Origin of the sequence: Nonomuraea sp. KM90 (assembly GCF_052246675.1) — a bacterium.
GTDB lineage: Bacteria > Actinomycetota > Actinomycetes > Streptosporangiales > Streptosporangiaceae > Nonomuraea.
Genome location: NZ_JBQQCB010000023.1, coordinates 86,056 through 110,802, shown reverse-complemented (window position 1 = coordinate 110,802; position 24,747 = coordinate 86,056). Strand labels below are relative to the sequence as shown.

General features: G+C 73.1%; 20 protein-coding genes. 7 read left to right on the top strand and 13 right to left on the bottom strand.

Going from position 1 to position 24,747, the window contains the following annotated elements; all coding sequences use genetic code 11:
- Window positions 1–15: 15 nt before the first annotated feature.
- Window positions 16–1,518: a class I adenylate-forming enzyme family protein gene (locus ACTWPW_RS24385; protein ID WP_443169988.1), complete on the bottom strand. Its 1,503-nt coding sequence runs from the start codon at window positions 1,516–1,518 to the stop codon at window positions 16–18.
- Between the two features lie 95 nt (window positions 1,519–1,613).
- Here ACTWPW_RS24385 and ACTWPW_RS24380 point away from each other — a divergent pair, with 95 nt between their 5' ends.
- A complete protein-coding gene (locus ACTWPW_RS24380; protein WP_443169987.1) occupies window positions 1,614–2,303 on the top strand; it encodes a sulfotransferase family protein in 690 nt (229 codons plus the stop codon).
- Between the two features lie 41 nt (window positions 2,304–2,344).
- Here ACTWPW_RS24380 and ACTWPW_RS24375 read toward each other — a convergent pair whose 3' ends face one another.
- Complete coding sequence (locus ACTWPW_RS24375) at window positions 2,345–3,271, bottom strand: LysR substrate-binding domain-containing protein (RefSeq protein ID WP_443169986.1); 927 nt, start codon at window positions 3,269–3,271, stop codon at window positions 2,345–2,347.
- Between the two features lie 313 nt (window positions 3,272–3,584).
- Window positions 3,585–4,061: a hypothetical protein gene (locus ACTWPW_RS24370; protein ID WP_443169985.1), complete on the bottom strand. Its 477-nt coding sequence runs from the start codon at window positions 4,059–4,061 to the stop codon at window positions 3,585–3,587.
- Window positions 4,062–4,645: 584 nt separating this feature from the next.
- On the opposite strand from ACTWPW_RS24370, the gene ACTWPW_RS24365 reads away from it, so the two are divergent.
- On the top strand, window positions 4,646–5,704 hold the full coding sequence (locus ACTWPW_RS24365; protein WP_375110079.1) for an aldo/keto reductase: 1,059 nt from the start codon (window positions 4,646–4,648) through the stop codon (window positions 5,702–5,704).
- A 98-nt stretch (window positions 5,705–5,802) separates the two neighbouring features.
- Here ACTWPW_RS24365 and ACTWPW_RS24360 read toward each other — a convergent pair whose 3' ends face one another.
- Window positions 5,803–6,789, bottom strand: a complete 987-nt coding sequence (locus ACTWPW_RS24360) for a phosphotransferase enzyme family protein (RefSeq protein WP_375110080.1) — start codon at window positions 6,787–6,789, stop codon at window positions 5,803–5,805.
- Between the two features lie 71 nt (window positions 6,790–6,860).
- On the opposite strand from ACTWPW_RS24360, the gene ACTWPW_RS24355 reads away from it, so the two are divergent.
- The 3 genes from ACTWPW_RS24355 (at window position 6,861) to ACTWPW_RS24345 (ending at window position 10,252) form a co-directional block, all read left to right on the top strand.
- Entirely contained in the window at window positions 6,861–8,552 is a 1,692-nt protein-coding gene (locus tag ACTWPW_RS24355; RefSeq protein ID WP_443169984.1) for an amidase family protein, read from the top strand.
- A gap of 10 nt (window positions 8,553–8,562) precedes the next feature.
- Window positions 8,563–9,309, top strand: a complete 747-nt coding sequence (locus ACTWPW_RS24350) for an SDR family NAD(P)-dependent oxidoreductase (protein ID WP_443169983.1) — start codon at window positions 8,563–8,565, stop codon at window positions 9,307–9,309.
- A 73-nt stretch (window positions 9,310–9,382) separates the two neighbouring features.
- Window positions 9,383–10,252, top strand: a complete 870-nt coding sequence (locus tag ACTWPW_RS24345; protein ID WP_443169982.1) for a hypothetical protein — start codon at window positions 9,383–9,385, stop codon at window positions 10,250–10,252.
- A 100-nt stretch (window positions 10,253–10,352) separates the two neighbouring features.
- Here ACTWPW_RS24345 and ACTWPW_RS24340 read toward each other — a convergent pair whose 3' ends face one another.
- From ACTWPW_RS24340 to ACTWPW_RS24330, 3 genes are read right to left on the bottom strand one after another with little or no spacing between them, the layout of a single operon-like run.
- The gene (locus tag ACTWPW_RS24340; RefSeq protein WP_443169981.1) at window positions 10,353–13,580 is read right to left on the bottom strand and encodes an ATP-binding protein; all 3,228 of its coding nucleotides are present in this window, start codon (window positions 13,578–13,580) and stop codon (window positions 10,353–10,355) included.
- Complete coding sequence (locus tag ACTWPW_RS24335) at window positions 13,577–14,863, bottom strand: oxygenase MpaB family protein (protein ID WP_443169980.1); 1,287 nt, start codon at window positions 14,861–14,863, stop codon at window positions 13,577–13,579. The genes ACTWPW_RS24340 and ACTWPW_RS24335 overlap by 4 nt, the downstream gene beginning before the upstream one ends.
- A 23-nt stretch (window positions 14,864–14,886) precedes the next feature.
- Window positions 14,887–15,597 carry a Crp/Fnr family transcriptional regulator gene (locus ACTWPW_RS24330; protein WP_364116435.1) on the bottom strand — a complete coding sequence of 237 codons (711 nt, stop codon included), beginning with the start codon at window positions 15,595–15,597 and terminating at the stop codon, window positions 14,887–14,889.
- A 179-nt stretch (window positions 15,598–15,776) separates the two neighbouring features.
- Between ACTWPW_RS24330 and ACTWPW_RS24325 the strand changes: the two genes are divergently transcribed.
- Window positions 15,777–16,349: an RNA polymerase sigma factor gene (locus ACTWPW_RS24325; protein WP_364116436.1), complete on the top strand. Its 573-nt coding sequence runs from the start codon at window positions 15,777–15,779 to the stop codon at window positions 16,347–16,349.
- Window position 16,350: 1 nt separating this feature from the next.
- Here ACTWPW_RS24325 and ACTWPW_RS24320 read toward each other — a convergent pair whose 3' ends face one another.
- The 6 genes from ACTWPW_RS24320 to ACTWPW_RS24295 all read right to left on the bottom strand — a co-directional run bounded on the left by ACTWPW_RS24320 (window position 16,351) and on the right by ACTWPW_RS24295 (window position 23,309).
- Window positions 16,351–17,619 (bottom strand): flagellar basal body-associated FliL family protein, encoded by a 1,269-nt coding sequence (locus tag ACTWPW_RS24320; RefSeq protein WP_375110086.1) that lies wholly within the window; start codon window positions 17,617–17,619, stop codon window positions 16,351–16,353.
- 184 nt (window positions 17,620–17,803) lie between these two features.
- The gene (locus ACTWPW_RS24315; RefSeq protein WP_375110087.1) at window positions 17,804–18,223 is read right to left on the bottom strand and encodes a hypothetical protein; all 420 of its coding nucleotides are present in this window, start codon (window positions 18,221–18,223) and stop codon (window positions 17,804–17,806) included.
- 102 nt (window positions 18,224–18,325) lie between these two features.
- Window positions 18,326–20,287: a beta-galactosidase gene (locus ACTWPW_RS24310; RefSeq protein ID WP_443169979.1), complete on the bottom strand. Its 1,962-nt coding sequence runs from the start codon at window positions 20,285–20,287 to the stop codon at window positions 18,326–18,328.
- A 10-nt stretch (window positions 20,288–20,297) separates the two neighbouring features.
- On the bottom strand, window positions 20,298–21,131 hold the full coding sequence (locus ACTWPW_RS24305) for a carbohydrate ABC transporter permease (protein ID WP_375110089.1): 834 nt from the start codon (window positions 21,129–21,131) through the stop codon (window positions 20,298–20,300).
- The gene (locus ACTWPW_RS24300) at window positions 21,128–22,090 is read right to left on the bottom strand and encodes a carbohydrate ABC transporter permease (protein WP_364116446.1); all 963 of its coding nucleotides are present in this window, start codon (window positions 22,088–22,090) and stop codon (window positions 21,128–21,130) included. The genes ACTWPW_RS24305 and ACTWPW_RS24300 overlap by 4 nt, the downstream gene beginning before the upstream one ends.
- 1 nt (window position 22,091) lies before the next feature.
- Complete coding sequence (locus tag ACTWPW_RS24295; RefSeq protein WP_375110090.1) at window positions 22,092–23,309, bottom strand: sugar ABC transporter substrate-binding protein; 1,218 nt, start codon at window positions 23,307–23,309, stop codon at window positions 22,092–22,094.
- A gap of 170 nt (window positions 23,310–23,479) precedes the next feature.
- Between ACTWPW_RS24295 and ACTWPW_RS24290 the strand changes: the two genes are divergently transcribed.
- On the top strand, window positions 23,480–24,670 hold the full coding sequence (locus tag ACTWPW_RS24290; RefSeq protein WP_375110091.1) for an ROK family protein: 1,191 nt from the start codon (window positions 23,480–23,482) through the stop codon (window positions 24,668–24,670).
- The last annotated feature ends 77 nt before the right edge of the window (window positions 24,671–24,747 follow it).

Here is a 24,747-nt window from a genome sequence, read left to right as displayed (position 1 = left end):
ATTCTCAGAGATTGCTCAGAACGCCCCGCCGCCGTGCAGGGCGAGGAGGGCGCGCTTGTCGGGCTTGCCGCTGGTGGCGACCGGGACGCCGGGCACCATCGTGATCGTCTTGGGCACGCTGTCCGCGCCCAGCTCGGCGCGTACCAGCGCGGACAGGGCGGCGGGGTCGGGGACGCGGCCCGGCGCGGGCACCACGAACGCGTGCACGGCCTCCCCGGTGCCCTCGTCCGGCGTGCCGGCCACGTACGCCTCGTCGACGTCGGGGTGGCCGGTCAGCACGCGCTCGATCGGGCCCGCGTACACCACCATCGCGTTGACCATGACCACGTCCCGGGTGCGGCCCTCCAGGTGCAGGAACCCGTCCTCGTCGACGTGGCCGAGGTCGCGGGTGCGCAGCCAGCCGTCCCGCAGGGTGTCGCGGGTCTCCTCCTCGTCGTCCCAGTAACCCGCCATGACGTACGGGCTGCGCACGTGGAGCTCGCCCGTCCGCCCGGCGGGCAGCTCGGTGCCGTCCTCGTCGCGCACGCTGAGCTCGACCCCGGGATGCGGCCGGCCGACCGGGGCCACGACGCCCGCGGCGATGTGCTCGGGGGTGAGCATGGCGATGTTGCCCGCCTCGGTCTGGCCGTACCCCTGGTAGACGACCGGGCCGAGCCGCGCGGCCGCCGCCGCCAGCCGCCGCGGGCCGATCGGCGAGCCCGACACCATCAGCGCCCGCAGGCTGGACAGGTCGGCCGTGTCCGCCAGCTCCAGGAGCTGGAACAGCCGGGGCACGGTGATGATCGTCCCGGTGATCCGGTAGCGCTCGATCGCGTACGGGAACAGCGGCCGCCCGTCGTCCTCCGGGATCACCGCGGTGCCCCCGCCCAGCAGGCACGGCGCCAGGAACTCCAGCACCACCATGCTCGCCAGCGTGCCGAACAGCAGGTAGCGCTCGAAGCCCCGGGCGAGGGCGGTCGCGACCGGCGACCACACGCGCGGCTGCCACGTCCAGTGCTCGCCCAGCGCCCCGTACGTGATCGCGCAGCCCTTGGGCCGCCCGGTGCTGCCGCTGGTGAAGGTCAGGGCGGCCACGTCGCCGGGCCGGGCGGTCACGGTGAGCGGCCGGCCGCCGTCCGGGTGGGCCAGCAGGTCGGCCGCGCCGCTCACGGGACCGAGCGAGAGCGGCGTGCCCGCGCCCAGCAGCCGCGGCGTGGCCGTCGCCGGGTCCACGAGCACGGCGTCCACGCCCATGCCGAGCACGTGGTCGAGCTGGGCCGGCGGGTACCCGGGCCGGATGCCGACGACGCGGCAGCCCAGCGTGTGCGCGGCCATGTGCGCGGCGAACGCCTCCGCCGTGACCTCCGTACGGACGGCGACCGCCCGGCCGGGGCCCAGGCCGGCGTCGCGCAGGGCGCCCGCCAGCCGCCGGATCAGCTCCAGCAACTCGCCGCGCGAGACGGTCCTGTCGCCGTGCTCGAAGGCCGGGCTCGCCGGGGTTGCGCGCAGCGCGTCGAGAAGAGGGGTCGGGAAGAGCATGGTCGGCTCCTCTGCGTGTTAGTGGCCGTTCCCGATTGCGATTTGCCGTCATATAACGGGATTCACATCAGAGACGGATCAGAGACGGGCATGACGTGAAGGTCATCGGCGCCGGATTCGGCCGCACGGGTACGAGATCGCTCAAGGCCGCGCTCGAACAGCTGGGCTTCGGGCCCTGCTACCACATGTCGTCGGTCATCGCCGAGCCGTACCGGGTGCGGCAGTGGCTTGACGTCGGCGAAGGGGGCTCCCGGGACTGGGACGCGCTGTTCGCCGGATTCGGGTCCGCGCTCGACTGGCCCGCCTCGGCGTACTGGCGGGAGCTGGCCGCGCACTATCCCGACGCCAAGGTCATCCTCACCGTCCGCGACCCCGGGCGCTGGTACGACAGCGTCAGCGAGACCATCTTCCGCAGCGCGCTGGAGCAGCGGCGCGGGTTGCCGCCGCACCGCCGGCTGATCCGCTGGCTGGTGGCGCGGCGGGCCCCGGACTTCGCCCTCTACCCGCGCATGGCCAGGGCGACCTTCATCGACCCGGTCTTCGACGGCCGCATCGACGACCGCGACCACGTCATCGACGTCTTCCAACGGCACGTCGCCGAGGTGCGGGCGGCGATCCCGGTCGAGCGGCTGCTGGTGTTCGAGCCGGGGGACGGGTGGGAGCCGCTGTGCGCGTTCCTCGGGGTGCCGGTGCCGGAGGTGGCGTACCCGCAGGTCAACGAGCGGGCGGCGTTCCGGCGCAAGCGCCCGCGCCGGCTGACCCGCCTCATCCTGCGCGGCCGCTGAGATCCGTCAGGGCCGCTCCCGGCCGGGGCCTCGTGGGTTCGTCAGGGCTGCTCCCGAGCGGTTCCCGGTGCGGCGGTGAGCCAGCCTTCCCGCCTGGCGACCCTGCGCGCCGTCCTGACCAGGGTCATCACGGCGGGGGAGGGGTTGCGCTGCCAGGACACCCGCAGCTCGATCGGCGGCAGCCGGTCCTTGAGCCGCAGGCAGGCGATCCCGCCGGGGAGCTGGCCGCACAGGGAGCGGGGCAGCAGCATGTACCCGCTGTCGCTCAGGCTGACGTTGAGGTTGCGCAGGCCCGGCAGCGGGTTCTCCCAGACGTCGAACTCCTCGCCCGTACTCCGCAGCCCCGCCAGCACCCGGTCGTAGTAGAGGGGCGCGAAGCGGCGCGGGAAGAAGCGCAACGTCTCCCCGCGCAAGTCGCGCAGGCTCACCCCGGCCCGCCCCGCCAGCCGGTGACCGGCCCCCACGACCACGACGAACTCCTCCGAGCGCAGCACCGCCGACAACCACTCCGCCGGCACGGCCAGATGCCTGCCCAGCAGCACGTCCAGCTCGCCGTCCGCCGCGGCGCCGGTCAGCTCGGCGTCCCACGCCTCGCGGGCCTCGACCCGGATCCCGGGATGGCGGGCGCGCATCGCCGCGAACACCTTCGGCATCTCGTCGAACGCCGTCGTCACCGTGTACCCGACCCGGGCCGCCCCGTGATCGACCCCGGCCGCCCGCCGGGTCCGCTCGACGGCCTGCTCCGCCCCCGCCAGCACCTCCCGCGCCGCCTCCACGAACACCCGGCCCGCCTCGGTGAGCCGGGTGGGCCGCCGGTGGAAGAGGTTGACGCCCAGCTCGCGCTCCAGGTCGCGGATCTGGCGGCTGAGCGGCGGCTGGGTCATGTGCAGTCGCTCGGCCACGGCCTCGAAGCTGCCCGCCTCCGCCACCGCGATCACGTAGCGCATCATGCGCAGATCAACCGGCATACAGGAAAGGTATGTCGCCGGGCGTCAGGAGAGCGTCCGTTCGCCCTCCTGCCCGGCGATCCCGGCGCTCAACGCGACCGGGAACCCGGCCAGGGTCACCGCCTGCCCCATCCTGCCGCCCCACCCCGCCGTTGGACGGCGCCACCCCCGCTGTTGGACGGCGCCACCCCGCCGTTGGACGGCGCTGCCCCGCCCCCGCCTGCGGCCCCCGCCGGCCGGGAGCCGGCTACCCGCCCCCGCTGGTCGGCCACTCGCCCACGACTGGTCGGCCACTCGCCCACGACTGGTCGGCTACTTGCCCACGTCCGGTCGGCTACCCGCCCACGCCTGTAGGCTGCCCGGCCGCGCCGGTGGGCTGCCCGGCCGCGTCGGTGGGCTGACCCGCCAGGCCGCCGGGCGGCTCGCTGGCCACGCCTTCCGCCGGCTGCTGGTTCGGCACGGGCTCGCGGGACGGCATGACCATGTTCGGCGCCCCGGCCTCGGTGGCCACCGTGCCCTGGCCGGTGTCCGTCAGGACCATGACCACCGCCGCGCCACCGCCCAGGAGGATCAGGGGAAGGCCGACCGCGAGCAGGACGATCAGCCCGAGGTTCTCCCGGGACGACCACGCTTGGGGCGGGGGCGACTGGTGTCCCTGCGGACCCTGCTGGGCCGCCGCCCCCTGCCGCATGCCCTGGACAGACGGAGGGCCCTGGGTCATGGGCTGGGTGCGCCACGGGTCCTGCGGCATGGGCTGGGTGGGCCATGGGCTCTGCGGCATGCCCTGCGCGGACCACGGGATCGGTGGCATGGGCTGGGTGGGCCAGGGATCGTGCGGCGGCGGCATGCGCTGCGTGGGCCAGGGGCTCTGGGCGGTGTGCTGCGTCGGCGGAGGAGCGTGTGGAGCGTGCCGGGGCGCGGGGCCCTGTGGACCGTGCTGAGGTGCGCGACCTGGTGGCACGGGCTGGCGCGCAGGGCCGTGCGGCGGCCCGGGATGCTGTGCCCCGTGCTGGGGCGCGGGACGCTGTGCCCCGTGCTGGGGCGCGGGACGCTGTGCCCCGTGCTGGGGCGCGGGATGCTGTGCCGGGTATGGGGGTGCGGAGCGTTGTGCGCCGGGGTGGGGCGCGGAATGGTGCGGGTGCCCGCCGGGGCCGTAGGGCTGTGGCTGGTGCGGCCGGCCGTACGGCCCTTGCGGCTGGGGCGGGTATCCCATGGCGTGACTCCAGTTAGGGGACGGGAGTATTGGGACGTTCCATACCCCCATCCGGTTGACCTTGATCACGTACCGGATTCCGGACCCCCACCTGCGAGGCCCGCCCCCGGATACCCGCGCGGTATGCCACCGGTCCGAACCGGACTTGGCCTTCCGGGCGTTTCCCGAGCAACCATCCCGATATGCAGAACAATCTCTCGTGGACGCCCACGCGGCGGCAGCTGATGCAGGCGGGCGGGCTCGGCGCGCTCCCGGTGGGGACGGCGGGCGCCGCCGTGGCCGAGCCGGACGACGACCTGATCACCCGTACGGTGCCCGGCACGAACGAGCGGCTGCCCGCGATCGGGCTCGGCACGTTCATGACCTTCGACACCCTCTCCGACCGGCAGCGCGTCCGGGAGGTGGTCAGGCGGCACTGGCGGGCGGGCGGCAGGGTGTTCGACTGCTCGCCGCTGTACGGCAGGTCGGAGGTGAACCTGGGCGAGGTCGCCGCCGACCTGCGCATCGGCGACCGCATGTTCCTGGCCGGCAAGATCTGGTCGACCGGCGAGCATCTCTGGGACGACAGCCATGCCGAGGCCAGCCGGCGGCGTACGGTCGAGCGCATGTCACTCGACCGGCCGGTGGACCTGATGCAGTGCCACAGCCTGGTCAACGTGGACGTGATCGTCCCCCTCCTGCACGCGTGGAAGAAGGAGGGCCGCATCCGGCACCTCGGCGTGACCCACCACGAGCCCGCGTACTTCCCGCTGGTGGAGAGCTGGGTCGAGCGGGCCGCGCCGGACTTCGTACAGGTGCACTACTCGATCCACACCCGCGCGGCCGAGGAGCGGCTCATCCCGGCGGCGGCGGCGAACGGCACGGCGGTGCTCGTGAACATGCCGCTGGAGAAGGCGCGCCTGCACCAGATCGTGGCGGGCCGCCCGCTGCCCGGCTTCGCCAGAGAACTGGGCATCAGCACCTGGTCGCAATATTTCCTGAAATGGGTGATCTCCAACCCCGCCGTCACCTGCGCCCTGCCCGCCACCTCGAACCCCGCCCACGTGGCCGAGAACGTCGCCGCCATGCGCGGCCCGCTCCCCGACACCGCCACGCGCCGGCGCATGGTCCAGCACATGGAGACCATCCCCGGCTTCGACCGGATCGCCACGATGCCGTGGTATCCCGGCAAGCGCTACCCGGGCCTCGTCTCCCGCGCCCAGGCCGCCATCCGCGAACGCAGCCCCTGGTGGCCCTCATAACCCGCCCTGCCCGGCCCGCCGCCCTGCCCGGCCCGCCGCCCTGCCCGGCCCGCCGCCCTGCCCGGCCAGTCCGCCGGTCTCGGCCCGCGAGCCCCGCCTCAACCGCCCGAGCAGGCGGAGCGTAGGGCGTCGATCCGGGCGAGTGTCAGCGGCTGGTCGAGCATCGTGCCGAGCCGGGCCCGGGCCCGGGACCGGTTCTCCGCCGACTCCAGCGGCGACAGCGCCCGCCGGGCGTAGAACTCCAGCAGGTGCCCCTGCACGGCGATGGCCATCGAGAAATCGGCCCGCTCCGCGATCACCCCGGGCCCGCCCTCGGCCCGGTAAGCCCGGTAGGCCACCACTGCGCCCTGGAGCGAGAGGTCGGTCAGGATCGAGGCCAGCTCGTACGCCGGCTGGCCCGTGCCGCAGTTCTCCCAGTCCAGCACCACCACACCGCCGTCGCGCGCCCGCCGTACGTTCTCCACGTTGACGTCGCGGTGGCACGTGGCGAGGGACCCGGGATCGGGCGGCACCACCAGGGCGTCGAGCGCGACCAGCTCGGGCAGCAGCCGCGCCAGCGCGGGCCCCCACGCCCCGCCCGCCCCTGTGCCCGCCGCTGTGCCCGCCGCTGTGCCTGCCGCTGTGCCCGCCCCCGTGTCGGCCTCTGCCAGCGCCTCCCACCGGTCCCGGCCGATCGGCTCGGAGAACCACGGGATCGCCGGACCGCCGGGCGGATGTCCGAGCCGGTGCAACCGCGCCGTCACAGCACCCAGCTCCGCCGCCGTGACCATCTCGCCGTCCACCAGATCCACCCACTCGTAGACCCGGCACACCCCGAACAGCACCGCCCCGGCCGAGGTCAGCCGCGGCCGTGGCAGCCGGATGCCCGCGTCCGCGGCGGCCAGCTGGTACGCGTGGTCCGCCCGCACGTCGCCCTCCTCGACGGGTACGAGCGACTCCTTGACCGCCCACGAGCCGCGGTCGGTGTCGAGCCGCCAGACCCGGCCCAGCTCGCCGCGAGCCGCGTACACCGGGGGTCGGAGCGGCTCGCCCAGCTCGTACGCCCGCGCCACTTCCGCGGTCAGGCCGGCGGGGAACTCGGTCAAGGTCGGCTCCTGGTAGCGAGGGCGTCGACCATCGTAGGGTGACGAGGGCTGCCGGACCCAGAGGAGGGCCGATGAGCCGGAACGTCCTCGATCTCGTCCACCGCCACAAGACCGGCGAGACCACCGTCACCGAGACGGTCCGGGACGTGCTGGAGCGGCTGGAGGGCCTGCACGCCCGGATCGGCGCGGTGGCCGCGATCGACCCCGGGCGGAGCCTGACCGAGGCGGCCCGGGCCGACCGGCGGTTGCGTGCGGGCGCGGGCCGGCTCCTGGAGGGCGTGCCGATCACGGTCAAGGACTGGATCGACGTGGCCGGCTGGCCCGTCACGGGGGCCACGGGCACCTCGCGCGGCAACCCCGGACGGCGCCCGGCCGCCGACGCCACGGCGGTCGCCCGGCTCCGGGAGGCGGGGGCGATCGTGGTGGCGATCAGCGCGGCCATGGCGGACAACGCCGTGTACGGTCCCACCAGGAACCCGCTCGACCCCAGCCGCGCGCCCGGCGGCTCCTCGTCCGGCACGGCGGCCCTGGTGGCGGCCGGAGCCGTGCCGCTGGGGCTGGGCAGCGACTCGGGCGGCAGCGTACGCCTGCCCGCCGCGTGGTGCGGGATCGCGGGGCTCAAGCCGACCTTCGGACGGGTGCCCCTGACGGGCCACTTCCCGCGCTGCGGCGCCCTGGAGGACGGCAGGACCGCCATCGGCCCGCTGGCCACCTGCGTCCGCGACCTGGCCCTCGCGCTCGCGGTGATCGCCGGCCCGGACGGCCTGGACGCCGGCGTCGCCCCCGTCCCCTTGGGCGACCCGGACACGGTGTCCCTGGCCGGGCTCCGCGTGGGCGTCATGACCCCGGCCTCCGACTGGTCCCCGCCGCCTGTGCGCCTGCCCGCCCCCGGTCGCTCACCGTCCGACCCCGGCCACGCGCCCGCCCCGTCCGGCCCGCCCGCAGAGCGGACGGCGCCGCGAGCCGACCGCTCCGCTCCCGAGAGGCCGGTGGGAGCCGAGCAGGCCGGGCCCATGGCGGCGGAGCGGCCGGACGCGGGAGGCGCTGTGCCGGAGGCCTGGCCGGTGGAACGGGAAGGGCGCGGACGGATGGCGCCGGGACAGGCGGTGGAGGGGGCGACGTCAGGACGGGCGGTGGAGGGAGAGACGGCGGGACGGGCGGCGGCGCGGAAGGAGGCGGGCGACCTCATGCGGGAGGTGAAGGAGGCGGGGGACCTCGCGCGGATGAGGACGGGGGCGGGGGACCTCGTGCGGGTCGGGAATGAAGCGGGGAACCTCGCGCGGGTGGGGCCGGATCGGGCGGAGGATCCGGTGCGGGCGGCGGTGGAGGTGCTGGCCGAGGCGGGGGCCGTGGTCGTGGAGGAGCCGGTGCCGGACGTCCGCGAAGAGGCGCTGGAGCTGACCCGCCGCCACTGGGGACGGGCCGGGCTGTCGGGCGCGGAGCACGCATGGCTGCTGTGGGACTGGGACCGCTTCCGCAGGCGTATGCTCGCCGCCACCGCCCACCTGGACCTGCTCATCACCCCGGCCGCCCCGTCGCCTCCACCGCCCTGGCGCGAATCGACCGAGTCCGACTACGTCTGGACCCTGCCCTGGAGCCTTACGGGCGCCCCCGTGGTCGTCGTCCCGTCGGGCACGGCCGGCGGCCGGCCCGGCGCGGTCCAGGTCGTCGCCCGCCCCTGGGAGGACCACGTGGCCCTGGCCGCCGCGCTGCTGATCGAGCGGGGGCACCCCACCGGGACCCGGGCGGAGCCGATCCCCTAGGGTGCGGTGGATGAGCGGACGTGGAGTTCTTGTCACCGGCGCGTCGAGAGGCATCGGACGGGCGATAGCGGCGGCCTTCGCCGCGCAGGGGGACCGGGTCGCGATCCATCACCGCGACTCCGCCAAGGAGGCCGAGAGCCTGCTCGGCGAGCTGCCGGGTGAGGGACACGCCGTCGTCCAGGCCGACCTGGCCGACCCCGCGGACGTCAGGAGCATGGTGGACGCGGCGGCCGGGGCGCTCGGCGGGGCGATCGACGTCCTGGTGAACAACGCGGGCGTGTTCCTGCACCACCCCATCGCCGAGACGTCGTACGAGGAGTGGCAGGACGCCTGGCGCCGCACGCTCGACGTCAACCTGGTGGGCCCGGCCAACGCCACCTGGTGCGCCCTGCGCCACATGCCCGCCGGCGGCCGCGTCATCAACGTCACCTCGCGCGGCGCCTTCCGCGGCGAGCCCGACAGCCCGGCCTACGGCGCGAGCAAGGCGGCGCTGAACGCGCTGGGCCAGTCGCTGGCCATCGCCCTGGCCCCGCGCGGCGTCGCGGTGGCCAGCGTGGCGCCGGGCTTCGTCGAGACGGACATGACGAACGAGCACCTCAAGGCCCCGCGCGGCGACGCGATCCGCGCGCAGAGCCCGTTCGGCCGGGTGGCGCGGCCGGAGGAGATCGCCGCGGCCGTCGTGTACCTGGCCTCGCCGGCCGCCGAATGGGCCAGCGGTGCCGTGCTCGATCTGAACGGAGCTTCCTACCTCCGCTGACCCGTGATCTTCCCGCCTCTCCGGGCTATTGTGAACTCTCGGGCACTTCGGGACTCGCTCAGAGGGGGACGGTGTGGCCAAGGTCCGTGCCTACGCGTTCTTATCGGTCGCGATCTGCGCGGCGGTCCTGCTGGCCGGCCTCGTCCTGTACGGGACGGCGGGGCTCTCGGGCATCCTGTTCGCCCTGCTGCTCGTCCCGGTCGGCCTGTGCGCGTTCGTGGTCGCGCACGACGTGTTCCGCCGCCGGGACCTGGTCACCGCCGAGCGGCACCTGCTCGCCCACGAGCGCGACCACGTCAGGCGTACGGTGGACTTCGTCGCGGACCCGGACCTGACCGAGCAGGAGCGCCTGGCCGTCATCGACTCCTTCATCCCGAGGCTGCGCGGTTCGAGCCGGCCGAGCAGGGACCGGTTCGTGCTGGTGCCCGAGCTCTCCCCGCCCGCCCGGGCCCTGCTGGAACGCGCCAGGACGGCCGTCATGTCCGTCTACACCTCGCAGGTCATGCAGAAACGCCTGCTGGACGGGCTGGCCAACGAGGTGCTGCTGCCCCGGCAGATCTGGGAGATCGCGCTGCTGCTGCGGGTCCAGACGCACCTGCAGCAGGAGCAGGCCCGCGCCATGCGGGGCGTCGTGACCGCCGAGCTGATGGCCGTGCTGGAGCCGCAGCAGGAGGCCCTGCGCCGCTCCGTGGCGGGCGTGACGGCCAGGGTTGAGGGGCTGGAGGGGTACGCCCGCCGCGTCCAGGAGGCCGACGCCGCGCTGCGGGCGCAGGAGGCGCTGGGCAACAACGAGAAGTACCGGGCGCTGCTGGCGCACACCGACGACACCGACGGCCTGCGCGACCTCGAGACCCGCGGCGAGGCGCTGCGGGAGACGCTGGCCAGGAGCGTGCGCGAGGCCATCGAGGCGGGCCAGACCCTGAGCCTGCGCCCCGCCCACTGACGTCACCCACCGGGCCGCGCCGTGTCCGGGCAGCGCGGCCGGTGGGTGACGCAGCGCGGCCGCGCCGAGGCCGAGCCGGGTCGCCCGGTGCCCTGCCAGGCTAAGCAGGCAGCCGCCGGTCCAGCAGCAGCGCTCCCCGACCGGCCAGCAATGACCGGCACCACTCGCGCAGATCCGCCGGCTTGGGCCCGCCGACGCCGCCCGCGTCCAGCAGGTCGGCCCAGTCGAGCAGGGACTCGGCGAGCATGAGCGGCACCGCGCGCCGCTCGTGCACCTCGGCCGCGGCCTCAAAGTGCTCCGCGGCCCGTCCCCGGTCGCCCATCGCCACGCACAGGTGGGCCAGGTAGTGGTGCCCGCAGTGGTGGGCCACGGCGCCGTGGCCGAAGGTCTCCCCGCCGGTGGACAACGAGTCGTACAACCGCCCGGCCAGCTCGGCCCGCCCCAGCCGCGCGGCGGCCAGGGCGAGGTTGTCGAGGGCGGACCGGTGCGCCATGTTGCGCGGCGGCGCGGCGCCCCCGTACGCCAGGATGCGGTCGAGCAGGGGAGCGGCCTCCTCGTCGGCCAGCTCGCACAGATAGCGCAGCACCGCGTGCACCGGGTCCACGCGGGGAGCCTGACCGGCGCGGCGCAGCCGGTCGCGCAGCTCCCACAGCCGCCCCTGCAGGCGCCGGATCTCGGCGATCTGCTCGGCGTAGATGGCCACGGCCTCCAGGCGGCGGCCGATCTCCGAGCCCAGCCGCAGGGCCGCCTCCGCCTCCGCCTCGGCCTGCGCCAGGTCGCCCTGCATGAGGGTCAGCCCGGCCTTGGAGTAGCCGATCAGCCAGTTGAGGTGCGGCTGCCCGAGCCGGCGGGCCAGCTCGTCGGCCTGGTCGAGCAGCATGGCGGCCCTGGTGGCGTCGCCGCTGTCCAGCACCGGGGGAGTGCGCTGCACGTACGCGTGGAACAGCACCAGGTCGTCGCCCGTGCGGCGGGCCGCCTCCAGCATCTCGTCGCCGTCGCGGTGTCGCTGGTGCAGCGGGTCGGCGGGGACGATGGTCAGGCTGCGCATGCCCAGCACGCCGGCCAGCGTGCGGGGGTCGCCGGACTTGCGGGCCAGCGCCACCGCCTCGTCGCTCAGCGCGAAGCGCCGCTCCCCGTCGGGCGCCCAGATGAGCTCCGAGGCTAGCTGGGCGGCCAGCAGCGCCCGGGTGCTGACGTCGGTGGAGTCGACCACCCTGCGCGCCTCGGTCAGCAGCGCGATGCGCTCAAGGTCGGGCGTCACCGAGATGCTGCCGCGGTCGCCGCCGAGCGCCGCGGTGACGATCAGGTCGTGCCGCTCGCACTCCCGGGCCAGGTCGGCGGCGTCCAGCAGGGTCCGCCGGGCCTCCGGGTGCCCGGCCAGCCACATCGCCCGGCCGCACTCCACCAGCAGCTCGGCGCGCCGCTCCAGCGTGCTGTGGGGGTGGTCGCGCAGCAGGTCGAGCACCCGCTGGTACCAGGTGACGGCCTCGCGGTGGGCCAGCCCGGCCAGCGCGTGCTGGGCCGCGTGCACCGCCGCGTCGGCCGCCGCGCTCACCCGGACCGGGTCGCGGCCGTGCTCGGCGGCGGCCAGCAGGTGGGTGGCCACGACGTACGGCCGCGACTCCATCGCCTTCGGGTCCGTCTCGCACAGCGCGTCGGCCACCCGCCCGTGCAGCAGCGCGGCGCGCGGCGCGGAGAGCATGCCGTAGAGGGCGTTCCTGGTGAGCTCGTGGGAGAACTGGCAGGACCCGTCGTCCAGCATGGTCACCAGGCCCGCGCCCATCGCCTCCTCCACCGCGGCCACGAACCGGGCCTCGTCGAGGCCCTGCTCGTGGCCGAGGCCGCGCCGCAGCGCGGCGGAGTCCATCCGCTCGCCGACGGCCAGCAGGCTGACCAGGTCTCTGGCGTCGGGGTGGAGCTGGGCCAGGCGGGCCATGACCATCCGGGTGACCGAGTCGGGCACGGCCAGCGAGTCGAGGTCCTTGCCCGCGGCCAGCTCCCTGATCACCTCGCTGATCAGGAACGCGTTGCCGCCCGTGATCCGGTGCAGCAGCTGGGGGTCGCCGCTCGCGCGCGCCTCCGCCAGCGCGTGCGAGACCTCGTCCAGCCCGAACGACGGCACCTGGATGACCCGGCCGTCGGCGGTGAGCTTGTGCAGCTCCGGCATGGCCGACTCGACCGGCACGGGACGCGACAGGGCCAGGACGAGCAGCGGCAGCGCGTCGGCGTCCCACATGAGCGCGTTGAGCATCTGCAGCGACTCCAGCGTGGCCCACTGCAGGTCGTCGACGACCAGCAGCACGGGCCGCACGGTGGCCAGGCGCTCGATCAGCGTGCGGGCCGCGGCCATCAGGTGGTAGCGCTCGGACACCGGTTCGGTGGCCGGCGGCACCTCCAGCGACAGCGGCGGCGCGGCCAGCGACGGCGCCAGGCGTACGAGCTGGCCGCACTGCTGGTCCACCCCGGCCCGCAGCAGCAGCGCGGGCGAGGTGCGGGCCAGCCGCTCCACGGCGCCGGCGATCGGCTCGTACGCCTGCCGCGCCGGATCCGTGCACCGCCCCGCCAGCACCGTGAACTGCCGCTTGAGCGCCCGCCGGGCCACCTCGGAGGCCAGCCGGGTCTTGCCCACCCCGGACTCGCCCTCCAGGATCACCAGCCCGCTGCCGAACTCGGCCGCCGCCAGCTCCTGGTCCAGCGCCCGCAGCTCCTCCTGCCTGCCCACGAACGGCAGCAGCGGGCCGTCGTCCAGCCACGGCGCCAGCCCGCCGGCGAGGTGGTGGTCGGCGCTCTGCCAGTGCAGCTCGTACGTGTGCAGCGGCTCGCGCAGCCCCTTGCCCGGCAGCCGCCCGAGGTCCTTGAACTCGTGCCTGCTGCGCCCCTGCGCCAGCCGCCGCACCAGATCGGTGCAGAGCACCTGCCCGCCCTCGGCCACCGCCACCAGGCGGGCCGCCTCCACCGTGGGCAGCCCGCTCACGTCGTCGTGCCCCCAGCACACGTCGCCGGCCGCCAGCGCGGCCCTGATGGAGATCTTCTCCAGGGCGCGCTCGTTCTCGTCGGCCACCGCCTGCTGCACCGCGATGATCGCGTCCAGCCCGGCCGTGGCGGAGTCGAACACGGCCATCAGCCCGTCGCCCAGGCTCTTGGTGAACGACGAGCCGCTGGCCGTCACCACCGAGCGCAGGAGCTGGTAGAGGCGGCGGAAGACGACGTTGGCCCGCTCCTCGCCGAGTCTGATCCGCAGGGCGGTGGAGCTCACCACGTCGGTGAACAGGATGGTCGCCGTGGTGAGCGTGCCCGGCTCGTGCGGGGGCTCTTGGGGGGCAGTCACTGGCGCGGCCCTTTCAGCGCCCGCGCGGGCGCTCGTAGCTTGCTGCGGACTGTGCGGCGGATCTCGCGGGTCTTCACCGCGGGGTTCGACTGCTTGATCCGCCACGCGTGGGCCAGCTCCCCGGGGATCCTGAACGCCGCCTGCCCGTCGGAGTGGCGGTCGATCAGGGCGACCACGATGTGCCGCCCGGCCTTGCGTACCAGCCAGCGAACCACACCGTCCACCGGCCCGGCCAGCCACGAATGCCGGTGGGCGGAACGCGCCGCCGCGAAGATCGCGGTGAACCACCAGGCCGGCTTCGGCACTCCGAGCAGCTCGGGCACCCGGTCGGCGCCGTGCTCGGCGTGCCGGAAGATCCAGTGCACCAGGCTGCGCGGCATCTTGCGCCAGCCCAGCGGCATGAAGGCCTCCATCTCCTGCAGCAGCATGGCCATCAGGCGGCGGCCCTCGTCGCTGGGCTCGAGCAGGCGGCCCAGGCGCGCGCTGATCGGCTCGACGTCGTCGAGCGTGAGGGGGCCGTCGCGGCAGACCTCGATGCCCATGAGGTGGCCGAAGACGCTCCAGGTGTAGAGGTTGGCGGTGCGCTCCTCGTCGCTCAGCAGCACGCCCATGGTCTCCATCGCCTCCCACGTCACCACGGAGAAGTCGAAGAGCGTGGCCAGCAGCAGCTCCTGGTTGACCGGCGGGCCGTACCGCTCGGTGTCCCAGCGGTCGGCGTACTTCTCGTCGACCAGGGCGCGCACGAACGAGTGCAGGATCCGCAGCCCGATCGCCGTCGTGTGCCCGGGACGGCCCGGCTGCAGGCTGTCGGCGGCCTTCAGCCCCATCACGTCCACCAGCATCTGCCCGGTCTCCGCCACCCGGCGGGTGAGGCTGTGCGTGGCCAGCTTGGAGACGCCGCCCAGCACCTTGGCGCTGGACATCTCCGCGTACGCCATCGGCAGGCAGGCGAAGAACAGCGCGGCCGACTGGTACAGCCCGTGGTCGGCGAAGACGGCCTGCCCCCGGGCCAGCAGCTCCCGGTCGTCCCCCCACTCCGGCAGGTCCCTCACGAAGTCGAGCGCGTCGAAGATCTCGGAGGCCGGCGGCTCGCCCGAGGGGGCCCTGGCCTCCCGCTTGGCCGCCGCCAGCTCGGCGACCACGGCCTTGACCAGCTCCAGCGCGCCCGTCCCCGCGGGCTGCGCCTGGAGGTACTCGGCCACCACCTTGTCGATGTCCGGGTCGGCCTGCTGCCGCAGCTGCCGGAACCTCTCCTCCGGCCAGCGCTCGTCATGAACGTTCATCTACCCCGTACTCTCCAGTTCGTTCAGAGGCCGCCCCGTTTCCGGAGGGCGGCGACATCCAGCAGCGTGATCGTTCGGCCTTTGACGGCGATGAGGTTCCTCGCCACGAGTGACTGCAGCGCCCGGTTGACCGCCGGCCGCGACGCGCCGATCAGCGCGGCGAGGTCGGACTGGGTCAGCCCCGGCAGGTCCACCACCCCGGCGTCCTGGCCGTGCTTGTCGGCCAGCTGCAGCAGCAGCTTGGCCAGGCGGCCCCCGAGATCGAGGAAGGCCAGGTCGGCCGCCTGGTCGGTGAGCCTGCGCACCATCCGGCCGAGCAGGCGCAGGAACTCGTCGGCCAGCCCCGGGTGCTCCCGCATCAGCTCCAGCAGCCGCGCCCTGGGCAGCACGAACACCCAGGCGGGCCGCACGGTCACGATGGAGGCCGAGCGGGGCGAGCCGTCGAGCAGTGCCATCTCGCCGAAGGTGTCGCCGCGGCCCAGCATGTTGAGGACGATCTCGTCGCCGTGCTCGGTGGTGAACACCACCTTCACCAGCCCGTCCAGCAGCACGTACAGCGACTCTCCCGGGTCCCCCTGGTGGAAGATGATCTGCCCGGACCGGTATCTGCGCGCCAGCCCGGCCCGTGCCGTGCTCTGGATGCCGCTCTCTCCGAGTACGCGGAACAACGGGATCTCCGCCAGCACGGCGGCGACCGGCTCGACGTCGTGTGGAAGCCCGCTGCGAGCGTTCATGCAAGAACTCTAGGCCGCATTCCGCGGGCCGACAGCCTGTGGTTACCGATCTCCGAAATGTGATGCGGAACACACCTGGACTGTCACGTTCGAGACAGCCTTTTCGGATCACTGGGCGCACCGTGAGGGAGCCGGCCGGAAATGACCCCCCGAGTGCCCGGGCCGGCGGGGAGAACGACATGCAGTTGGAGACCATCGAACGCCCTGACACCGCCGCCCTGGTGTCCGCCGCGCAGGACGGCGACGCCATGGCGTGGGAGCGGCTGGTCGAGGAGTTCAGCCCGATGCTCAGGGCCCGCATCCGCCGCTTCCGGCTCAGCCACGAGGACGCCCAGGACGTGCTCCAGACGACCTGGCTGCTGGCCTGGCAGAACCTGCGCAGCGTGGAGGACGGCCAGCGCATGGCGGGCTGGCTGGCCACGATCGCCTTCCGCGAGTGCCTGAAGCTCACCAGGCGGACGAAGGAGATCTGCACACCGGACCTCGACTCGCTGGGCAGCACGGACGACGTGGACAGGGAACTTGCCAGGATCTGGCTGGCCGGCACGCTGGAGGAGCTGGTCGAGAAGCTGCCGGCAGCGCAGCGGGTCCTGTTCAGGGCGCTCACGGAAACCTCCGAGCCGCACTACGTGGACGTGGCGCGCAGGCTGGGCAGGCCGGTCGGGAGCATCGGGCCCACCCGAGCCCGCTGTTTCGCGAAGCTACGCGGGCTTCTCCAGGCCCGCGAGATCACGCGCGACTTCCTGGACTGATCTACTTCGTGGCCGGGTCAAGCTGGATCGCCTCCAGGAACGGCTCGAAGTCGAAGTGCGCCATCTCGTGGGCGTCCGGGTCGGTCTCCGCGGGATAGGCGTAGAACCTCGTGCGCCGCTCGCGCAGCCCCGGCCTGCTGCCGAACATGCCGCTGATGGCGTCGGGGACGAACCCCCGGCGCATCTCCTCGGCGAGCCCTTCGGCGACCTGCTGGTCGAACGGCACCCGGTAGAGCGCGTCCACCCGCTGGTAGACCCGGAAATAGCTGACGATGAACCGCATCCGGTCCCGGTAGGACACCCAGTCGGTCACCCCGGCCGTGGAGGCCTCCTGGTCCTCGGTGATGAACTCCTCGGCGAGCTTGCGTACCTTCTCGTTCTGGATCGGCGCCCACGCCTTCGCCATGTCCACGCCCGCCGGCGGCGTCAGCGGCCGGCCGACCTTGATGTCGCTGAGCGGCGTCCGCACGGCGAACAGGTGGCGGGTGTAGAGCGAGGACCACAGGTCCTCCAGCTTGCGGGTCAGCCACGGCTGGTCCGCGTGCGCGGCGGCGTAGAGGCGGAAGCGGGCGAAGCGCCTGCGGGTGACCAGCGAGCGCAGCGACCGCCAGGACACCCGGGTCAGCCACCGGACCGGCCGGTAGAGCACCAGCTCGAGCGCAGCCTGCGCGCGAGCCTGCTCGTACGCCGACAGCGCGATGTTCGCGCCCAGCATCAGCTCGGCCCGCACCTCGGGGTCGTCGGCCGCGGCGGCCTCGACCATGAGCTGGGCGGCGTCCTTCAGATAGCGCGCGTCGGCCGGCGACAGCAGGTTGGTCAGGAACTCCGGCGGCGTCGGCGTCAGGTCGGACTCCGGGCTCACCCGGAGGAAGCGGTCAGGGCTGTCGTTCCACAGGTTGACCGCCAGGCTGGCGGTCTCCAGGAAGATGGCGCGGTTGGCCAGCGCCAGCCCGAGCTGGTAGCTGGGCCCGAGCAGCGTGAGCAACGCGGCCCTGAACACCCGCTTGAAGCGCTGCGGCACCCGCAGGCGGCGGCCGAAGTCCTCGATGAACGGGGAGTCCGGGCCGAGGTCGAGGCTCTCGCCGACGGCCTTGGACGTCCAGGTGGCGTAGCAGTACCAGTTGTTCGCCTCCCGGCCCAGCCGGGTGGCGAGGTCGGCGGCCACGCGATGGTAGCTGTAGGCGATGACCATGGCTTCCAGCGCCGCGCTCCGGTCCTTGTAGGCCGCGATGCGCAGCACGTCGTCCGCGGTCATCGGAGTGTCGGACATGGGTTCTCCCGTTGTGGTCCCGTCGCCTCGAGGAATGCTCACGAGTAAAGAGAGCCTCCAGCGGCGTCAGATACAGTCCGGCGGCCGCATTGCCCCGTGACCGCCAGGGCTGGAGCGTAGGAGCCGTCACTTGCGACGGGCTTGCAGCGCGCCGCCCCGGGCGGCCGGCCCGGGGCGGCGGTCCTCATTCCTTGACCATAATCTTGCTGATCACGACGAATCCGCCGAGCGCCCCCGCGGTGCCGGCGGCCGTCGTCGTGGTGAGATTGACCACCAGGTCATATGTGCCGGGGACGAGCTGGCCGCGCATGGGGACGGAAGCGGTATATCTGCCGGAGCCGGGTGTGAAGGTCATCTCCACCGGGGGTGATGGATGCCTTGTCTCGCCACCCCCCAGCAGATCGGCGATGATCTCCAATTGCCAGCGGCCCGCCAGCCAGTCGACGAGCTCACCGGTGACCTCCCAGCTCACGTCCACGGTCCAACCCTCGCCCTGATGAACGACGTTCGTGGGATGAGCTCCGGGATCGACAACCTGACCGTGCAGAATGCCGGTCAACTGCTCGGCCGGCACTTTCATCAGTTGAAATTCTCCGGTTGCCATTTCGATCTCCTCTCCGCGGGACAGGTCCCCGTGTGAAGGAGCAGAGCGACGACACCGGTGGCGAAATACGCGTCCTTTCTGATGATGAATAGGTGATTTTTTCTAGTTTCCTGGACCGCCGATCCTGACGAGGTCCCCGGGGCCCGTGGCGCCGACGCGTACGCCGTTCAACCGCACGCTGGCCTCCACGGCGCAGTCGAGGTAGGCGTTGAGCCCCTTGACCACCATGTCGCCGAGCCGCCCGCCGGCCAGGCGCAGCACCGCGCCGCCGCCTTCCGCGGCGACGACCTCGACGGTCCCGTACGGGGTCCGCAGGCCGATCGGGCCCTCGTTGCCCGTCTGGACGAGCACCGTGAGGTAGTGGACGTCCCGGCCGGGGTGGCTGCGCAGGAACGCGTCGGCCTCCCCGTACAGGACGAGGCCCTCGCCGGCCTCCGGCGGGGGAGCGGGGGAGGGGGCGAGCAGCGCGCACGGCCTCAGCCGCTCGTCGAGCTCGGGCACGGGCCCGTCCACCAGCACCCGGCCGCCCGCCGCGGCGTAGGCGGCCAGCAGCTCCTGAACGCGCCGGTGCATGAACGGCCCGCCGGGCACGGTGACCGTCCGGTACGCGGCCAGCTCCTCCGGCGTCACGCTCTCCAGCTCGACCAGCCCGTAGTCCAGGCCCCGCGCCCGCATCCGCTCGTGGAAGGCCAGCAGCGCCCGGCCGCAGCCGGGGCCGCCGGGACCGGACAGCGCGGCGATCCCGGCGTAGGGGAGGTACAGCCCGAACGCGTCCCGCCGCACCCCGGCGCACTCCAGGAACTCGGCGCCGTGCGCGGCGAAGAAGTCCGCCAGCGCCCGCACCACCGGCGCCTTCCCGGTGGCCGCGCCGCCCGCGTCGATGGGCGCGCAGTCCGGGTACGGCCCCGCGTGCGCCGCGTCCAGCTCCGGCGCCCAGCCCGAGGTGGCCACCCCGGTGTAGACGTTGAAGCCGGTCGCGCCCGCCGCCATCGCCAGCAGCGACTGGTGGAAGCTGGTCGCCCCGTCGATGTAGGCCGGGTCGTAGAGCTCGGAGAAGCCCCAGTTCTCCTCCAGGTTGGGGCCGGGCGCGCGCTTGGCGGCGATCACGTAGCGGGCCTGCGCGCCGGGGTCGGCCGACACGACGCCCATCCAGTTGGTGAACCCGTAGGAGATGCCGTCCCACAGCTCCGGCCTGACCCTGGCCAGCCAGTCGTCCAGCTCCGGCACGGTCGGCGGGTTCAGGTTGACGACGACCGGCAGGTCGGAGCCGACGGCCTGGGTCCAGACGCGGTACACCTCGGCCAGGTAGTCGGCGTGGAAGCGCCCCCAGTCGGCGAGGGCGAGCAGGCCGGTGACCGGGGGCCCGACCTCCGCCCAGTCGCCGAACGCGGTGCCGTGCACCTCGTTGTACGCCTGCGGCGTCCCGTACCAGGCCCGCAGCCGGTCCCGGTAGAACGCCACCCCGGAGGCGCTGTAGTCGTAGGCCGTCAGCGGCAGCGCCCCGCTGGTGTAGATGCCCTCGTTCGCGATCTGCACCGCGATCACCGCCTCCGCGCCGGCCAGCACCTCCTTGCCGACCGCCGAGAGCCACTGCGTCGCCCTGGTCAGGAACGCGGGCCCGAGCGGCGCCGGCAGCGTGCGGGTCGCGGCGCCGTCACCCCAGCGCGAGGGCGCGCCGGCGGCGTCGAGCAGCGGCTCGATCGACGGGTCGGCGTCCGGGCACACCCAGTCCGGCAGGCCGCCGTAGCTGACCTCGGCGTGGATGAACGGCCCCGGCTTGGCGACCACCCGCAGCCCGAGCTCGTGGCAGAGCGCCAGGAAGCCGGTGACGTCCCTGGCGGGATGGGTGACGCCGGTGAAGTCGGGGGCCGTGCCCGCCTCGGGCTGGTGGTGCCGCCAGGGCAGGTAGCAGGTGACCACCTCGATCCCGAGCTCGTCCCGTACGGCCCGCAGCCGGTCGGCCCACACGGCCGGATCGTCGCGGTAGTACGGATAGTCGGCGGTGACGAGCACCCGCGGCACGCCGTCGACGACGGCGACCCCGTCGCGGACCTCGATGACCACGCTTGTCCTCCTAAGCTTTCAGACCGGTGAATGCGATGCCCTGCAGGATGCGGCGCTGGAAGACCAGCAGCACGGCGATCACGGGCAGGACGGCGAGCGTGGCGCCCGCCATGATGTAGTACGCGCGCCCGCCGTCGGGGCTGGCCACGAGCTGCTGCAACGCCAGCGGCAGGGTGTAGAGCTCGGGGTCGTTGGTGACCAGCAGCGGCCACACCAGGTCGTTCCAGTGGAACAGGAAGCTGGTGATGGTGACGACCGCGAGCACGGGCTTCGACAGCGGCAGCACGATCCGCCAGAAGATCTGCATCCGGCCGGCCCCGTCGATCAGCGCGGCCTCCTCCAGCTCGCCGGGCAGCGACAGGAAGAACTGCCGCAGCAGGAAGATGTCGAGCACCGAGGCGATGTTCGGGACGATCAGCCCCCACCCGGTGTCGAACATGCCCAGCGACTGGGTGACGTGGATGCGCGGCACCAGCAGCGTGATCGCGGGCACCATCATGCCGCCCAGCATGATCACGAACAGCTTGTCGCGGCCGGGGAACGGGATCCGCGCGAACGCGTACGCGGCCAGCGCGTCCACCAGCAGCTTCGCCGGCACCAGGATCGCGCAGACCCACACGCTGTTCACGAACGCGTTGCCCAGCCCGCCGACGCCCAGCACGTAGTCGTAGTTGTCCAGCGTCGCCGCCCACTCGCCGGTCTTCCTGTCCAGCGGCAGCAGGTTGGGCACCTTGCTGTAGATGTCCTGGCCGTGCTTGACCGAGGTGGCCAGCATCCACAGGAACGGCACCACCGACACGGCCGCCAGCAGCACCAGCGCCACGTACATGGACGCCTTCCTCATGACGCCTCCTGCTTGACGAACCTGAACTGCAGCGCGGTGACGATCATGATGAAGACGAGCAGGATGAACGACATCGCGCAGGCCGCCCCCATCGCGTCGTAGCGGAAGGCGAACAGGTAGAGGTGCAGCACGTACGTCAGCCCCGACTGCTCGGGCCCGCCGGTGACGCTGCGCCCGTTGCCGGAGAAGATCACATAGACCAGGCCGAACACCTGCAGCGCCGCGATCACCCCGGTCACCAGCAGGTAGAACGTGGTCGGCCGGAGCATCGGGAACGTCACCCGCCAGAACCGCTGCCACGGCCCGGCCCCGTCGATGATCGCCGCCTCCTGGATGGCGCCGGGGATGCCCTTCAGGCCCGCCAGGTAGATGATCATCGAGATGCCGCACTGCCAGGCCGCGATGAACGCCAGCGCCGGGATGACCAGCTCGGGGGTGTTGAGCCAGTTCTGCCCCGGGATGCCGACCAGGCCGAGCAGCGTGTTGATCAGGCCGTACTGCGGATCGTAGAGCCAGCGCCAGATCGCGCCGACCGCCGCCTCCGCCGTGACGACCGGTAGGAACAGCAGCAGCCTGAACAGGTTCGCCCCGCGCCTGATCGCGTTCACCAGCAGCGCCTGCACCAGCGCGGCCACCAGGGTCAGCGGCACGGCGATCAGCGTGTACTGCAGGGTGACCTGCACCGACTTCCAGAAGTGCGGGTATTTGACGTCGTCGAACAGCAGGTCCGTGTAGTTGGCCAGGCCCACCCAGTTCGCGTCGGTGCGCAGGTTCCAGTCGGTGAAGCTGTAGTAGAGCGCCGACAGGGCCGGGTACAGCAGGAAGACCAGGAAGTAGACGAGCGCCGGGGTGACCAGGAGCCAGCCGATCACGTGGTCGCGGCGGCGTGGCGGGCGGCGGCGGGCACGTCTCCCAGGCCCCGCCGCCACCCGCCGGTCCGCCAGTACGGGTGCCGTCACGTCAGCTGTTCCAGCCGAGCAGGGAGCGGGTCTTGGCCGCCGCGTCCGCCAGCGCCTGCTGGGCCGTGACCTTGCCGGTCAGCGCCGACTCGATCGCCGGGGCGATGATCTCGTCGTTGACCTGGATCCACTGCGGCACCGCGGGGCGCGCGTGCGCCACCTTGAGCTGCTCCAGGAACGCCGCCTGCTCCGGGCCGCCCGCGACGACCTTCGCCTTGAGGTGGACGGGGAACCCGCCGAGCGCGTCGGCGACGACGCCGTTGTTGTCCGCGTTGCCGAGGAAGGCCAGCCACTTCCACGCCAGGTCCGGGTTCTTGCTGGTGGAGAAGACGACCGAGTCCTCGCCGCCGATGTTGCCGGCCGGCTCGCTCTTGTACGGCAGCGGCGCCACGCCGAAGTCGAGGTCGGGGAACTGCTCGCGGATCGTCGGCACGTCCCACGGGCCGGAGATCGTCATGGCGGCCAGGCCGTTCTCGAAGGGCTTGTCCGAGTCGGTGATCTTGCGCGGCGACGACTTCTGCAGGTCCACCCAGAGCTGCAGCGCCTCCACGGCGGGCGGCTGGTCGAACAGCACCTTCTTGCCGGCGTCGTCCACCATCTCGCCGCCCGCGCCGTGCACGATGCCGGGGAACATCCAGGCGCCGTAGCCGTCGCCCTTGGGCACGTTCATGCCGGCCACGTTCGCGTCGGCGGCGTGCACCCGGTCCGCGGTCTGCTTCAGCTCGTCCCACGTCTTGGGCGGGGTCGGGACCAGCTTCTTGTTGTAGAAGAGCGCGACGGTCGTCTGGTCCTGGGGCAGGCCGTAGAGCTTGCCGCCGGCGCGGTTGGTGTCCAGCGCGCCCTTGTAGTAGTCGGCCTCGGTGATGAGCCCGGCGGGCACCTCCTTGATCGTGCCGTCGAGGGCGTACTTGGAGACCAGCGGCTGGTCGAGGATGCCCGCGTCGGGGGCGCTCTTGCTGGCCACGGCGCTGCCGAGCTTGGTGTTGTAGTCGTCCTTCGGGATCTTGACGAGCTTGACGGTGACACCGGGGTTGGCCTTCTCGAAGTCCTGGCGGACCTTCTCGATGACCTGGCCCGCCTGCGGGGTGCGGTCCTGGTACATCCAGAAGGTCAACTCCTTGGCGTCGCCCTGGCCACCGCCGCCGCCACCGCCGCCGCACGCGGCCAGGCCGCTCGCCAGCATCGCCACGACGGCGCCTCGCACAAGTCCTCGGCTCATTGTCGTCTCCTCATCGGGGGGATGGCCAGACCATAATCTAAGGTCCGAAAGAAGTCAGGAGTTGCCGGGAAACGCTTCGGTAACGCCGTGGACATCCGGGCGGCCCGCGCTCACCCTTCGGGCCGTGAACTAACATGGCGGCGGGTTTCGGGAGAGGAACGGGGACGAGGATGGGCACGTCAGGGCGCAGGACCGTACGAGATCTTCGCCGGGGCAACCGGGCGATGCTGCTGCGCGCGCTCTACTTCGGCGGCCCCGCCAGCCGCAACGAGCTGTCCGCCGAGACCGGCCTCAGCGCGGCCACGGTCAGCACGATGACCGGCGACCTGCTGGCCGACAATGTCATCGTCGAGGCGGGCCAGGTCGACTCCGACGGCGGCCGGCCCCGCGTCCTGCTCAAGGTCAACCCGGCCTTCGGCTACGCGGTGGGCGTGGACGTGGGCGAGACCCAGGTCAAGGTCGAGCTGTTCGACCTGGAGATGAACGTGCGGGCCAGGGCCCACTACGCGGTCCGGTCGGCCAAGCACGACCCCGAGCTGGTCGCCCGCCACATCCTGACCGGCGTGGACGCGGTCATCGCCGAGGGCGAGGTGGCCGCCGGGCAGGTGCTCGGCGTGGGCGTCGGCGTGCCCGGCATCGTCGAGCCGGGGCCGGACGCGCTGGTGCGGGCCAAGACGTTCGGCTGGGAGGCGGTGCCGCTGGGCGCGCTGCTGCGGGCCGGCACCGCGCTGCCGCTGTTCGTGGACAACGGCGCCAAGACCATGGGGCAGGCCGAGCTGTGGTTCGGGTCCGGCCGGGGCACCCGCGACGCGATCATCCTGCTCGTGGGGTCCGGCGTGGGCGGGACCGTGGTGAGTGACGGGCGGATCTACCGCGGCGCGGGCAAGGCCGCGGGCGAGGTGGGGCACCTGAAGATCGTCGCCGGGGGGCGGGTCTGCCGGTGCGGGGCGCGCGGGTGCCTGGAGGCGTACCTGGGGGCCGAGGCCATCCTCGACCGGGCCGGCGTGGTGGCCGACTCCGCCGACGAGGAGGCGGCGCTGGCCAGGCTGCTGGAGGAGGGCTCGCCGGTGATCGGGGAGAGCGTCGAGCTGCTCGGCGTGGGCCTGTCGAGCCTGGTGCACCTGTTCAACCCCGAGCGCATCGTGATCGGGGGGTGGGCGGGCCTCATGCTGGGCGGCCGGCTGCTGGCCGACATCCGCGCCGCCACCGCGGCCAACACGCAGGCGCAGCCGTTCCAGCCGGAGATGGTCGTGCTCGGCCGCCTCGGGCCCGACGCGGTCGCGCTGGGCGCGGCCACGCTGGTGATCGAGCCATTCTTCGGTGACGCCGCGTTTCCGGAAGTGGTCACCACTATTGCGTAGGCGTTAAATCAAGCATTGACAGAAGTGCCGGGCGCAGGCACGCTCTGCTCGATAGAGCGCTCTCTCACTACCCCCCT